9 protein-coding genes are annotated in these 12,939 nt (G+C 59.8%); 5 read left to right on the forward strand and 4 right to left on the reverse strand.

The window, feature by feature from the left end; all coding sequences use genetic code 11:
• The first annotated feature begins 552 nt into the window (after window positions 1–552).
• Window positions 553–852: a DUF6124 family protein gene (locus tag GIW48_RS05315; RefSeq protein ID WP_236463166.1), complete on the forward strand. Its 300-nt coding sequence runs from the start codon at window positions 553–555 to the stop codon at window positions 850–852.
• A 323-nt stretch (window positions 853–1,175) separates the two neighbouring features.
• Here GIW48_RS05315 and GIW48_RS05320 read toward each other — a convergent pair whose 3' ends face one another.
• Complete coding sequence (locus tag GIW48_RS05320; RefSeq protein ID WP_236461162.1) at window positions 1,176–2,096, reverse strand: hypothetical protein; 921 nt, start codon at window positions 2,094–2,096, stop codon at window positions 1,176–1,178.
• A 271-nt stretch (window positions 2,097–2,367) separates the two neighbouring features.
• Here GIW48_RS05320 and GIW48_RS05325 point away from each other — a divergent pair, with 271 nt between their 5' ends.
• Genes GIW48_RS05325 through GIW48_RS05335 form a run of 3 tightly spaced genes read left to right on the forward strand, consistent with a single transcriptional unit; the run spans window position 2,368 to window position 7,834 of the window.
• Window positions 2,368–3,609 (forward strand): exonuclease SbcCD subunit D C-terminal domain-containing protein, encoded by a 1,242-nt coding sequence (locus tag GIW48_RS05325; protein ID WP_236461159.1) that lies wholly within the window; start codon window positions 2,368–2,370, stop codon window positions 3,607–3,609.
• Entirely contained in the window at window positions 3,606–7,244 is a 3,639-nt protein-coding gene (locus tag GIW48_RS05330; RefSeq protein WP_236461157.1) for an AAA family ATPase, read from the forward strand. Before GIW48_RS05325 ends, GIW48_RS05330 begins: the two co-directional genes overlap by 4 nt.
• On the forward strand, window positions 7,241–7,834 hold the full coding sequence (locus tag GIW48_RS05335; RefSeq protein WP_236461155.1) for a glutathione S-transferase: 594 nt from the start codon (window positions 7,241–7,243) through the stop codon (window positions 7,832–7,834). The genes GIW48_RS05330 and GIW48_RS05335 overlap by 4 nt, the downstream gene beginning before the upstream one ends.
• A gap of 126 nt (window positions 7,835–7,960) precedes the next feature.
• Here GIW48_RS05335 and GIW48_RS05340 read toward each other — a convergent pair whose 3' ends face one another.
• The 3 genes from GIW48_RS05340 to GIW48_RS05350 all read right to left on the reverse strand — a co-directional run bounded on the left by GIW48_RS05340 (window position 7,961) and on the right by GIW48_RS05350 (window position 9,755).
• Entirely contained in the window at window positions 7,961–8,140 is a 180-nt protein-coding gene (locus GIW48_RS05340) for a hypothetical protein (RefSeq protein WP_017138150.1), read from the reverse strand.
• A gap of 156 nt (window positions 8,141–8,296) precedes the next feature.
• A complete protein-coding gene (locus GIW48_RS05345) occupies window positions 8,297–9,472 on the reverse strand; it encodes a lactonase family protein (RefSeq protein ID WP_170039641.1) in 1,176 nt (391 codons plus the stop codon).
• Window positions 9,459–9,755, reverse strand: coding sequence for a DUF5629 family protein (locus GIW48_RS05350; protein WP_017138148.1), 297 nt, complete (start codon window positions 9,753–9,755; stop codon window positions 9,459–9,461). Before GIW48_RS05350 ends, GIW48_RS05345 begins: the two co-directional genes overlap by 14 nt.
• Before the next feature lie 186 nt (window positions 9,756–9,941).
• Between GIW48_RS05350 and GIW48_RS05355 the strand changes: the two genes are divergently transcribed.
• The gene (locus GIW48_RS05355; RefSeq protein ID WP_236461153.1) at window positions 9,942–12,908 is read left to right on the forward strand and encodes a dermonecrotic toxin domain-containing protein; all 2,967 of its coding nucleotides are present in this window, start codon (window positions 9,942–9,944) and stop codon (window positions 12,906–12,908) included.
• Window positions 12,909–12,939: the final 31 nt, after the last annotated feature.

The raw sequence follows: 12,939 nt of genomic DNA on the forward strand, positions 1-12,939 counted from the left end.
TCCTGTGGCGAGCAGGCTTGTCCTGCGTTGGGCCGCGAAGCGGCCCCAGTAAAGGCACTGCAATTTTCCTGAAAGAACTCAGTGTCTGGGTTTGGGGCTGCTTCGCGGCCCAACGCAGGGCAAGCCTGCTCGCCACAACAGCACACTTGCCACAGGCTTCGTGTTGCTGAAATACCGAGGTGTCTGCATCGCAGGCAAGCCAGCTCCCACAGATGAAGGGTGTAGCCTGGGTGACATGCATTGTTAAAGGCCAGCAGTCCATATCCCTTTAATTTGCGGGAAGTTTCCTAGACAATCCTTTGGCCTTGCGCCTGCTCACTTCACTGGCTAGCCTTCGCTCCGTCGCTGCATATCAGCGATCGGGAGTGAGATCCTGTGAACGGAGTGCCAAGTGCCACAACCGCGAGCAACATGCTCTATGGCGGCTGTGTGCGGGCAGACCTAGGTCTGGCCGGGTGCTCCTGACCGGTTATCTCACCCCGTACATAGCTGCCACCTTTTGTCGAGTGAGATCTGCAAAAGAATGGCTCCCAACTTTTAGGAGTTTCATTCATGACCAAAATCGTCCCAGACCCACCCCGTTTCACCCCCGACCGTAAAATCTTCGAACGCGCCCTGAGCCACTACCTGCAACCCACCCCACCGCCATCCTTCACCGCGCATCACGACCTCAGCTTCGAAGACGCCCTCGCCCAAATCTGCGATTTGCTGCGCTGTGCAGCCGCCACTGCCGCAGACACGCGCCAAACGCTGAGCGGTGATGAACAGCACATGGCCGGCGCCACCGAGCACTTGGTCAACCAGGCCAAAACCCTTGCCGACCGCGCGCTGGAGTGCATGAACGCCGCGTAACCCTCTGCCGGAACTGGCTTATGTGGGAGCTGGCTTGCCTGCGATGGCCATAGGTATCTACACAACTTCTGAAGGCAGCCAATTTCTCCTGTGGCGAGCAGGCTTGTCCTGCGTTGGGCTGCGAAGCGGCCCCAGTAAAGGCACTGCAATTTTCCTGAAAGAACTCAGTGTCTGGGTTTGGGGCTGCTTCGCAGCCCAACGCAGGACAAGCCTGCTCGCCACAATAGCCCACTGGCCGCAGGCTTCGCGTTAACCGGTTGTGTAGATACCTATGGCCATCGCAGGCTTGCCTGCTCCCACTGGTCAGCGTCTACGCGTGAACGTCAGGTCTTTGCGCGACTGCGCTTGTAGATATAGGCGATGTTTTCAATATCGAACCGGCCGTCCTGCTTACCTGGCCCATCGTCGCCAATCCCGATATCCAGCGCCAGCAGCAACTCCGGGCGGGCCAGAAGTTCCAAAGCGCTCTCTTGTGCCTGTGCCGAAAAAGTCCGGGTGCTGGGCACCATGCCGGCGGCTTCTTTCAACTCATGAATATTCACAAAACGGTCGTTTTTACCGGCGGCAAACTCGCGCAAGTGATAGGCGATGTGCCGCAATAAGTATTCGTTGCTCCAGAACGGCTGTGGGCCGACCTTATGCGGCGCGTCTTCGCGGGAAGCCAGCCATTGCTTATCGCTGAGAGCGCCATACCCCTCCTGGGTGAAGGCTTGCCACATGCTTGCCGGTGTTTCGGCCACCGCATAGCCGCTGCCGGTGAACCCTTCGAGTACACCGTTGTTTGCATCCTCACCGCGAGTTTTGCCTGCTGCACTCAGAGACGCATCAATCCAGTTAAGTACTCTGGCCGCGTTGTAGGCCGCATCCGCTCTAGACTGGGGGTAAGGGTTACTGGAGGTCCAATCGCCCAATTGCCTATAGGCCATTTCAAAGTAAATATTATTTTCACGCACGGGTTGTCTCACCACTATTTTGCCGTTCACTTTACCGACCCAGTCACGACGTATTCCTCGTTGGCTGTCCAGCCATTTGAGTATGGGGTTGTCATTAATGATTTGCTCAGCGGATCGAGTATCGCCCTGGGGGCGCTGGAGATTTTCCCTCGGGACAACATGCTGATTTTTCTCGCCGCGCAGCGGGTCGATGGGGCCGCGCGCAGGCGTTGGCACATAGATTGGAAAGAGTTCCCCTGCGCTAAAGCCCCGTCGTTCATGTTCGTGCTGATCAATATTACCCAGAGACATTGTGTAGTGACTCCAAAAGGAAAAAGATGCCTCGCAGAATTCGGGAGGTCATTCTTAATTAACGCAGGTCAGAACTCTGGTTCCCTTACAGGGATCACCGAATGGGGCTGCATTCGTCGGCAAATGTTTCCACTGTGGTGTTGCGTAGATTCCCCGGTCTCCCCCCGACAAGCCCGCATACCAGCGGTTTTTACAGGTAAACTCCCTTCTTTTTCACCGCCCTTCTCTGTTCACGGCGGCCATTCACCTCTTGTATTTAACGGAGTTCGCCTTGCGTCTGTTCCACACCTCCGACTGGCACCTTGGCCAAAACCTGCACGGCCAGGAACGCGACTTCGAACACGCCTGTTTTCTCGACTGGCTGCTGGGCCAATTAAAAGCCGAGCAGCCGGATGCGCTGCTGATCGCCGGTGATATCTTCGACACGGTCAACCCGCCGCTCAAGGCACAGGAGCGCCTGTACGACTTCATCATCAGCGCCCACGAACAAAACCCCAAGCTGACCATTGTGATGATCGCCGGCAACCACGATTCCGGCTCGCGGATCGAGCTGCCCGCGCCGTTGATGCGCCGCTTGCGCACCCATGCATTGGGCCGCGTGCTGTGGCTGGACGACGGCCAATTGGACGCCGAGCGCCTGCTGATCCCGCTGCCCGACGCCAAAGGCAAGATCGCCGCCTGGTGCCTGGCGCTGCCGTTTTTGCGCCCGGCGGAAGTCACGGGTGCGCACTTGGGCGACGACTATCTGCGGGGCATTGGCCAGGTGCATGAATGGCTGATCGCCGCCGCCAATGCCAAGCGCAAGAAAGGCCAGGCGCTGATTGCCATCAGCCATGCGCACATGGCCGGTGGTTCGGTGTCGGAAGACTCCGAACGCAGCCTGATCATTGGTAATGCCGAAGCACTGCCTGCCAGCCTGTTCGATGCCAGTGTGAGTTATGTGGCGCTGGGCCATTTGCACAAGCCGCAGCAGGTCAACGGCGAGGAGCGCATCCGCTACAGCGGCTCGCCCATTCCCTTGTCGTTTTCCGAAATCGGCTACAAGCACCAGATTCTCGATGTGACCTTCCAGGGCCAACGCCTGGTGGGCGTCGAGCCACGCCTGATCCCACGCTCGGTCAACCTGCAACGCCTGGACGCTGCGCCGCTGGCGGATATCCTCACCCAACTGGCGGACCTGCCCGACATCGACCTGCTCGCCGAAACCCAGCGCCACCCCTGGCTGGAGGTACGCGTGCGCCTCGACGAGCCGCAGCCGGACCTGCGCCAGCAAATCGAGACTGCCCTGCAAGGCAAGGCCGTGCGCCTGGTGCGCATCGCCGCCGAATACGCAGGCAAACGCGGCAGCGACGACACGGACGAAGCCGGTCTGGTCGAACTTGACCAGCTCACGCCCCAGGAACTGTTCAGCCGCGCCTGGCACGACAACTACGGCAGTGAGGTGGATGAACAGACCATGAAGGATTTCGCCGTGCTGCTTCAGGAAGTGCAACAGGAGGGCGAACAGCCATGAAGATCCTCGCCATCCGCCTGAAAAACCTCGCCTCCCTGGCTGGCCCGTTCGAGATCGACTTTACTGCCGAGCCCCTGGCCAGCGCCGGGTTGTTCGCGATTACCGGCCCAACCGGCGCGGGTAAAAGTACCCTGCTCGATGCCTTGTGCCTGGCACTGTTTGGCGCCGTGCCACGTTTGGGCGATACCGGCCAGGCGAAGATGCCGGATGCCGACAGCGATATCTCCATCGGCGACCCACGCACGCTGATTCGCCGCGGCACCGGCGGCGGGTATGCCGAGGTGGATTTTGTCGGCGTCAACGGCCGCCGTTACCGCGCCCGCTGGGAAGCCAACCGCGCCCGCGACAAGGCCAGTGGCAAGTTGCAGAACAGCCGCCAAAGCCTGATCGACCTGGACAGCGACCAACTGCTGGCCAGCCAGAAAACCGAATACAAGACCCAGCTGGAACTGGCCCTGGGCTTGAATTTCGAGCAGTTCACCCGTGCCGTATTGCTGGCGCAAAGTGAGTTCAGCGCGTTCCTCAAGGCCAACGACAATGAGCGCAGCGAACTGCTGGAAAAGCTCACCGACACCGCGCTGTATACCCAGCTCGGCCGCCGCGCTTTCGACAAGGCCAAGGATGCCAGGGACGCGCATAAACAGCTGCAAGACCAGGCCACCGGCCTGGTGCCACTGGCGCCTGAGGCCCGCGCCGAACTTGACCAGCAGTTGGCCGAGGCGCAGCAGCACCTCAAGACCCAGCAGGCGCAACTCAAGCAGTTGGAGCTGCAACACACCTGGCTCAAGGAGCTACGTGAGTGGCAGGAGCGCCAGCTCAGTGCCACCGAACAATTGCAGCAAGCCCAACAGCTCTGGGACAGCCAAGGCCAACAGCGTCAGGACCTGAGCCGCCTGGAGCAGTTAGCGCCACAACGCCATCAGTTCGCGCGGCTGGCTGAACTCGACACCCTGCTCACCCCGCTGGCGGCGCAGATTCAACAGCACATCGAGCAGCAAACCGCGCTGCAAGCACGCCAGGAGCAGGCGCAACAACAGCAGGCCGCCGCCCAGGTCGCCTTGGCTGACGCCTTGAAACACCAGGCCGACGCCGTGCCCTTGCTGCGCCAGGCGTTCGAACAGCAGAGCACCCTCGCCCATCTGAGCAAAGACCTGGCCAAACGCAGTGACGACAAGCAACAACAGGAAACCGCCTGCGCCGAAGGGCAGTCGTTGCTCAATGGCTTGCTGGAGAAACAGGCCCAGGTTGCCGGGCGCCTGCAACGCCTGGCCGCTGAGCTTGAGCGCAGCGCTGCCTTTGCACCGCTGAGCGACGCTTGGACCGCCTATCGCGACCGCCTGCAACAGCTGATGCTGATCGGCAACCGCCTGAACAAGGGCCAGGCCGAACTGCCGCAGCTTGAACACAAAGCCGCCACCGCTGCCGAAAAATTCACCCAGCAGCGCGAGGCGTTGGACCTGCTGTACCAGGAAGCCGGCGCCGAACCGCACGCCGTCGCCGAGCAGGTCCAATTGCTCGCAAGCCTGCTGCAGGACAATCGCAAGCAGCAACGCGCCTTCGAAGACCTTACGCGCTTGTGGGACAGCCAGCAGCAGCTGGATATACAGAGCGCCGCGCTGACGCAAAAACTCGCAGACGCCCAGCAACAGCGCGAACAGTTGAACCAGACCGGCCTGCAAACCAAGGCCGAACTCACGGTGGCCGAGCAAACCCTGTCGGTGACCAAGCAACTGCTGGAACGCCAGCGGTTGGCGCGCAGTGCCAGTGTCGAAGAGTTGCGCGAGCAGTTGCAGGACGACCAGCCGTGCCCTGTGTGCGGCAGCCATGAGCATCCGTACCATCAGCCCGAAGCCTTGCTGCAAAACCTTGGCCGCCATGATGAAAACGAAGAAGCCACGGCGCAGAAGGCCGTCGATACGCTGAAGGAAAAACTCACCGAGCTGCGTGGCGAAGTGGGCGGCTTGATCGCCCAGCAAAAGGAGTTCCTGCAACAGCAAGAGCTGTTGGCGACACAACAACAGGGCCTGGCCCCCAGCTTGCAAGCACATCCATTGTCGGCCTCGCTGTTTAATCAGGACGCCACCCAGCGCAGCGCCTGGCTGGCCCAGCAGTTGGCGCAACTTACGCAAAGCATCGCCCAGGATGAGCAACGCCAAGGCGCCCTGCTCAACCTGCAACAAAATGCCGGGCGCTTGCAGCAACAACTGCAAGCGGCCCAGGACGCCAGCCAGCAAGCCCGCCAGCTGCTGGTGGACCAGCAACGCGAACTGTCCAATGACCGTGAGCGCCTGGACGAAGAACTGCAGGCCTTCGCCGGCCTGCTACCGGCCGACACCCTCGACGGTTTGCGCCGTGAACCGGCAGCGACCTTTATGCAGCTGGACCAGCACGTCAGCCAGCGCCTGGAACAGCTGGGCCATCAGCGTGATGAGTTGGCTGAACAGCAAGAACGCCAGCAGGCCATCGAAAAAGAGCAGACCCATCAGCAGCATCGCCAGCAGCAGGTGGAAGCCTTGCAACAGCAAGTCACCGAGCTGACCACCCAGCAACAGGCCGCCCAGGCAATACTCACCGCCTTGCTCGGCGAGCACACCAGTGCCCAACAGTGGCAACACCGGCTGGATGAGGCCCTGGCGCAAGCTCGCCGAAGCGAGACAGACGCCAACCAACAGCTGCAAGAGCTGCGCGATGCCCTGATCCAATTGGCTGCCGACCTCAAGGCCCAGCAGGAACGCGTACAGGCGCTGACCGCCGAGCAGCAGACCCTCGACGCGCGCCTGGGCGAATGGCGCGCGCTGCACCCGCAACTGGATAACGACGGTCTTACGCGTTTGCTGGCCTTTGATGACAGCCAAGTCAGCGCCTTGCGCCAGCAGTTGCAGCACAGCGAGAAAGCCGTCGAGCAAGCCAAGGTGTTGTTGCAGGAGCGCGAACAGCGCCTGGCCGAACACCAGGCCTTGCACAATGGCAACCTGGACGCCGAACAGCTGGACAGCAGTCTCGCCGCGCTTAATCAGCAATTGGCCGAGGGCGACAGCCGCTGCGCCGAATTGCGTGCGCGTCAGTCCGAAGACCAACGTCGCCAGGACGCCAACCATGTCCTGGGCGAGCATATCGCCAAGGCTTATGACGAGTGGCAGCGCTGGGCACGCCTGAATGCGCTGATCGGCTCGGCCACCGGCGACACGTTCCGCAAGATCGCCCAGGCCTACAACCTCGACTTGCTGGTACACCACGCCAACGTGCAGTTGCGCCAACTGGTGCGCCGCTATCGCCTCAAGCGCGGCGGCAGCATGTTGGGGCTGTTGGTGATGGACACCGAGATGGGCGACGAATTGCGCTCGGTGCATTCGCTGTCGGGTGGCGAGACGTTCCTGGTGTCGCTGGCGTTAGCGTTGGGGCTGGCGTCGATGGCGTCCAGCACCTTGAAGATCGAGTCGCTGTTTATCGACGAAGGTTTTGGCAGCCTGGACCCCGAATCGCTGCAATTGGCGATGGACGCGCTGGACGGCTTGCAAGCCCAGGGCCGCAAGGTGGCAGTGATCTCCCACGTACAGGAAATGCATGAGCGCATCCCGGTGCAGATCCAGGTCAAGCGCCAGGGCAATGGTTTGAGCACGCTGGAGGTCAAGTGAGCGAGGCGCTGCTGTATTCGTTTCGGCGCTGCCCGTACGCGATGCGGGCACGCCTGGCCTTGCGCTACTCGGGTGTGCCCGTGCAGATCATCGAAGTGAGCCTCAAGGCCAAGCCGGCCGAGATGCTGGCACTGTCGCCCAAGGGCACGGTGCCGGTGCTTTGCGTGGGCGGCCAGGTGATCGAGGAAAGCCTGGAAATCATGCATTGGGCGCTGGCGCAGCACGATCCTGATGATTGGTTGCTACAGGGCGACCCGAGGGTTCAGGAACTGATCGCTGAGAACGACCAGGTGTTCAAATATCATTTGAATCGATACAAGTACGCCGAGCGCTACCCCGAGCAGCCGATGGAATATTATCGGGCCGAGGGCGAGGTGTTTTTGCAGAAGCTGGAAGCGTTGCTGGCGAGGAATGATTACTTGCTGGCCGAGCATTTGAGCCTGGCCGATATGGCACTGGCGCCGTTTGTGCGCCAGTTTGCGCATGTCGACCGCGAGTGGTTTGCTTGTACCCCGTATCACCGGTTACAGACCTGGCTACAGCGCTTTCTGGAATCGCCGCTGTTTGTGGCGGTCATGGCAAAACCCTGAGGTCCACACAATCAAATGTGGGAGCTGGCTTGCCTGCGATGCCGACGACTCGGTGTAACTGATCCACCGCATCGATTTCATCGCAGGCAAGCCAGCTCCCACATTTGACCGTCGCTTGGCTCAAGCTCAGTGCTGGGCTTTGTGATCCAGTGCGGCATAGAAGTTGGCGCTTTGTTGCAGGTATTTCTGGGTGTAGGCGGTGGTGGTGGATTTTTTGCCGGTGACTTCCACGCTGGCGGCAGCAGGCAATGCCACGGTGGCGGAAACAGCGGAAGCAGCGATGATGGAGAAGAGGTTCAAGTTCATGGCGGTAACCCTTGTGTTCGTTTGGTTAGGTGGCCGGGGAAGGCCTTGGAACCAAACTTACGCCCGAGGGTTAAACCTTAGAAATGCTTTGAAACAGTAGCCGCTATTAATAGAATTAATACAAAGGGTCAGGCCCCGCACTGCGGGGCCTGTGGCTTATTGACGCACCAGGAACTTGAGGTCGCTGGGCGCATCGATCGACTGTTTCTGCACGGTTTTACCCAGCAGGCCGGTCTTGGGGTCGCGTTCGACCACCACGATTTCATTGCTTTTCTGGTTGGCGATCAGCAAAAACTTGCCGCTCGGGTCCAGGCTGAACTCGCGCGGGTGGTCACCTTCTACCGAACGGCGCTGCAGTTCCTTGAGGTGCGCGGTGGCCGGGTCGATGCTGAACACCAGCACCTGGTTGGCCGTGCCACGGTTGCTCACGTACAGGAATTTACCGTCGCTTGAGGCGTGTACGGCCGCACCGGCCTTGTCGGAAACCGGCTGCCCGGCGGCAAAATCGACCAACTGGGTCTGGCTGAGCTTGCCGTCGTTGTAATCGAACACAGCCACCTGAGCGCTCATTTCAGTGGTCAGCCAGGCATGCTTGCCATCGGCGCTGAACAACAGGTGACGCGGGCCGCTGCCCGGTGGCAATTGCACAAAGGCGGGGTCGGCCGGGGTCAAGGGCAGTTCGTGGTTGGCCTTGGGATCGTAGTGGTAGGCAAACACCTTGTCGGCGCCCAGGTCCTGTACAAACACATACTTGCCATCCGGCGACGACACCACCGAGTGCACGTGGTTGGAGGCCTGACGCTCAGGGTTCACGCGGCTGGCCGGGTGCGCGCTCAGTTGCACCGGCGACGACAGCTTGCCATTGGCGTCAACCGGCAGCACGGCCAGGCTGCCGCCCGGGTCTTCCAGCACCGAATAGTTGGCGACGAACAGGTAACGGCCATCAGCGGCCAGGCTGGAATGGGTCGGTTCGTTGCCCAGGCTCTGCACCTGGTTGATCAGGCTGAGCTGATGATTCTGCGGGTCGATGCTGTAGCTGCTGATGCGGCCGACCGGATCTTTTTGCCCTGGGCCGTTCTCGTTGACCACAAACAGGTGCTTGCGGTCTTTGGAAATCGTCAGCCACGAGGGGTTGGCCGCTTTGGCCGCCAGTACGGGTTTGCCGCTGAATTGGCCGGTGCGGCTGTCAAATTGCAGGCGGTAAATACCTTCGCTGGTGCCGGCGGTGTAGCTGCCCACCAACAGTTCATAGGTGTCGGCCGGCGCGGCTTGCACCGACATCGCACCGACACTGCCCGCCATCAACAGGGGCCAGAATTTACGCATCATCATCCGCTTCGTCCTCGTCGTTATTGTTGCCGGTGACGCCGCTCATGCAGACCAGGCGATGCTCGCCCGAGTCACCGGTAAGGGTCCAGCTTTGCAAGGTGGGATCAAACACTGCTGCTTTGACTTGCTCCAGGCTGAAGCTCCAGCGCTTTTCGGCGCGACCGTCCATGCAAATGATCAACAGTTTCTGGTCATCCAGGCTGAAATCAAAGGTGTGCAGCCCATCGATTTCAACCATCTGGCAGTCTTCAAAAGCATGCAGCAAGGTAGCGGTGTCGGCAGTCATAGACATCAATCATCAAGGGGAAAGCGCTCATGATAGGGCAAATTACTGCATCAGCCTAAAACCCTGCCTCAAACACACCAACGCGCATCATGCAGTACCCAGATACCGCTCCTTTACCACGAGATCGACGTTAACTCGCCATGACACCTGTGATGTTCGATTAACCAATCGTGGAGACCTCAAAAAATGCTACCACCGTCCATCAACGAGCCGCCTGCCAGCGATGTGATGCTCGCGCAATGCCCAAGCATGGGCGCTACCGTCAGCGCGCAGTTCGCAGACCGCCCCAGGCTTGAAGCCGTCGTTGAGCAAATGTTGGCGACAACCCTTACGCAAAAATACCCGGGGATGGCGCTGGACCTTTCCCGCACCCAACTGGCGACGCCCCAGGCCGATGGGCGCTATACCTTCGAGCGACTCACGACAAAAGCGCTGGACTATCTGGCCGATGGGGCCGCCTTGGACTTTAGTGCGGTAGGCTCGCACGCCTTTTTCCTCACTGAGCAGGCACCCACGCCCATCACCACCCCCGCCGGTGACGCGCTGGACATGATGCAGGTCGAGGCACTGATTCGCGAACTGGCCTGGTCGCTGCCGATCGGCCTGCAAGATGCCTTGACGGCCTATTGGAACCCGGCCGGCGAGCTACCCAGCCGTTGGAGTTTACTCAGTGAGAGCTTGGTGCAAGCGCTGCAGATTTCAGTGCTGACCCAGCCAGGCTTGAGCGATATTGAGCGCGAGACGGTACAACAGGTCATTGACTTCCCTGACAGTTATCCGCGTCAGCAAAATAACGACAGCAACACCCTTGTCTACGAACTGGAAACCTACCTGAACAGCGCCAGCGGCAACTCGGTTTTATTCGCCTCCGAGTTATTGCTGGAGCGTACCGTCAATACGCATACGGTCGTTCTGTTATGCCATCCGGGTGGAAAAATCGAAACATTTAGCTCAATGGATGCCTTTAACCAGCATTGGGGCAGCGCCCTCACCGCTCAATACAGCGTCGATTCGCTGAGCTGCAAACGTTACGAGGTTTATGGCAATGCGTTCGGGCATCAAGCCGAACTGATCCTGAATCAACAATTACTCAACATTGAAGCCGTGAAACTGCCCTGCTCCTTCGGGAAGGCTAAGCTGCAAGCGCTTTACCATGAGCTCAGTGACCCGACGCCCTGCTTTGCCAACACGACCCAAGTCCAGGCACAGTTTCAGAACGTGCTGAGCCCGCAACTGCCAGACTGGCTCCAAAACGCCTCGCACATCCCCAAAAAAAACTACTCCCGCTACAGTTTGGGGTTGGCGAACAGTAAGCGGCTCAGCAGGGGCCATACCTTTCTCAGCGGCATTACGGACATCAACGCCTTCACCACCGCCGCCTTGTCAAAGGCGCTCGACGCCGAGCAGCAAAGCCTGCCCGCGAGCGACGAAGAGGCTGCGCTACCCGAGACCTATGCGCCCGACAAAGTGCTTGTCACGGTGACCCCTGCTGCTGACGCTGAAGACACCGCACAGGGCATTTCCGCTGAGTCGATGAGCCTGACAGACCTGGTGATCACCTGCCTGAAAGGCCGCCCTGCTGGCGCCTTTACCCTGGCGCACCGTGACGGCCTGACCCTGCCTGGATGGTTGACGGCGGACTTCATCACCCGCAACGGCGGGCTAATTGAGAGACTCGACATCGGCAAGGCTTATTCCGACTACCTCGAAACACAGTTATTGAATCACACGCCAGAGTCTTTCGCGCGCAAGCGCCAGCTCGTCGCCCAGCTATGTTATCAACTACCGTTGCAGGCGCTGGAGTTGCATCTGAAACAACCGAGCAGTGTCAGCGCACTGGCCGCCGGATACGTTGCCACGCTGCTGCAGCACAACGCCAACGAAGCCTCCATTGGCAGCAAAGGCTTCGTCGACACCCCATCGGTGATCATTCAACCGTTGGCACTGTTGCGCGCAGCGCAAGCGGAACCTGACGTCGTCAGCGCTATGTTCATCATCGAAGCGCAGGACAAGAGCAAAGGCCCCCATCTGCTTTACCGCCCCTTTTATGCACACGCCTTATGTGAGTTCGCCACACGCGACGCGCTGCTGAATGCTATCTCGCAGCCAGGAGAACTGCACGACAGTGTGCTGGCCTGGATGTCCGATGAAGCCCGGGCTGTCTATGACAACGGTGGCCTCCTGGCACCCCATCCCCTGGATGTTGGCCTGAATGCCGAGTCTGTACCCGATTCACCCCTACCCACGGCACAACTGGCCGATCAACGCGAGGTCGACAAATCGCTGACAAGCATGAACTTCTCCAGCGCCCAGTCCTTCCTCTACTTCTACATCGTAGAGGCGCTGACCAATGTGGGAGGTGATGGCGCGCCGCTGAATAAAACAAAACGCTGGGCAGCATTGCTGGAAATGAGCGGCGGCCCGTTTGATGCGTTACTGCAGCCGCAACAGCGAGCACCGGTTTTGCTGACCGCCTGGCTAGGCACACTGGTGAATCAATTGACGCCTGATCTGCCTGCACTCAATAGCAATGACCCCATCACACGCGAAGTGGCCATAGCCGACATGACACTCAACCTGGCTATCCTGCTCGCTGAAAGCATGCCGGTTGCCTCGACCACCGAGCCTGTGGACGCCACGCTCAAAGACCAGGCGTTACGCCCGCCCGCGCCGCGTCAATCCCAAGAGGGACGGCAGCTCTCCAGCAACGTGGTACTGACGGAAAACGTCATTGGCTACTACTACGGAGCCAACAAAAAGCTCGATTCAGCACTGGAATTTGGATACACCTTTTTCCAAAACAGAATGCCGTACGGGCATTGGGCGAACGTCACCAGCTTTTTCGGCGTTGCCTGTTTTGAAGCGCTGCCTGAAGCTTCGTCTGACGGCCCGTACCGAGGGCTATACCGGATCGACAACGCCTGGCACTTGAACGTCTATGGGATTCTTTTCAAGGTCATCATGCTCGACGACGAGCGTGTGTCGATCGTTCGCGCGAGTTCAGGCACCCGCGGACCTCGCTTAAAAGTCGACGAGCAAGGCAATTGGTCGTTCGATATGAGCCTACGCGTAAAAGGCGGTAGCGTGCTCAAGCGCCTGGCTACCGAACGCACCCGCAGGGCCCAAATCCCGCCAGCCGTGGCAGGCCTGTAGCGTGCAAAACAAGGCACGGCTTCGCCATCGG

The organism is Pseudomonas sp. PA-6-3C (genome assembly GCF_021605825.1).
In the GTDB taxonomy this organism is placed as follows: domain Bacteria; phylum Pseudomonadota; class Gammaproteobacteria; order Pseudomonadales; family Pseudomonadaceae; genus Aquipseudomonas; species Aquipseudomonas edaphica.

Coding starts and splice junctions, on each gene's coding strand:
- GIW48_RS05330 (WP_236461157.1), top strand. CDS start 3,606: ATGAAGATCCTCGCCATCCGCCTGAAAAACCTCGCCTCCCTGGCTGGC.
- GIW48_RS05350 (WP_017138148.1), bottom strand. CDS start 9,755: ATGACTGCCGACACCGCTACCTTGCTGCATGCTTTTGAAGACTGCCAG.
- GIW48_RS05315 (WP_236463166.1), top strand. CDS start 553: ATGACCAAAATCGTCCCAGACCCACCCCGTTTCACCCCCGACCGTAAA.
- GIW48_RS05340 (WP_017138150.1), bottom strand. CDS start 8,140: ATGAACTTGAACCTCTTCTCCATCATCGCTGCTTCCGCTGTTTCCGCC.
- GIW48_RS05345 (WP_170039641.1), bottom strand. CDS start 9,472: ATGATGATGCGTAAATTCTGGCCCCTGTTGATGGCGGGCAGTGTCGGT.
- GIW48_RS05355 (WP_236461153.1), top strand. CDS start 9,942: ATGCTACCACCGTCCATCAACGAGCCGCCTGCCAGCGATGTGATGCTC.
- GIW48_RS05320 (WP_236461162.1), bottom strand. CDS start 2,096: ATGTCTCTGGGTAATATTGATCAGCACGAACATGAACGACGGGGCTTT.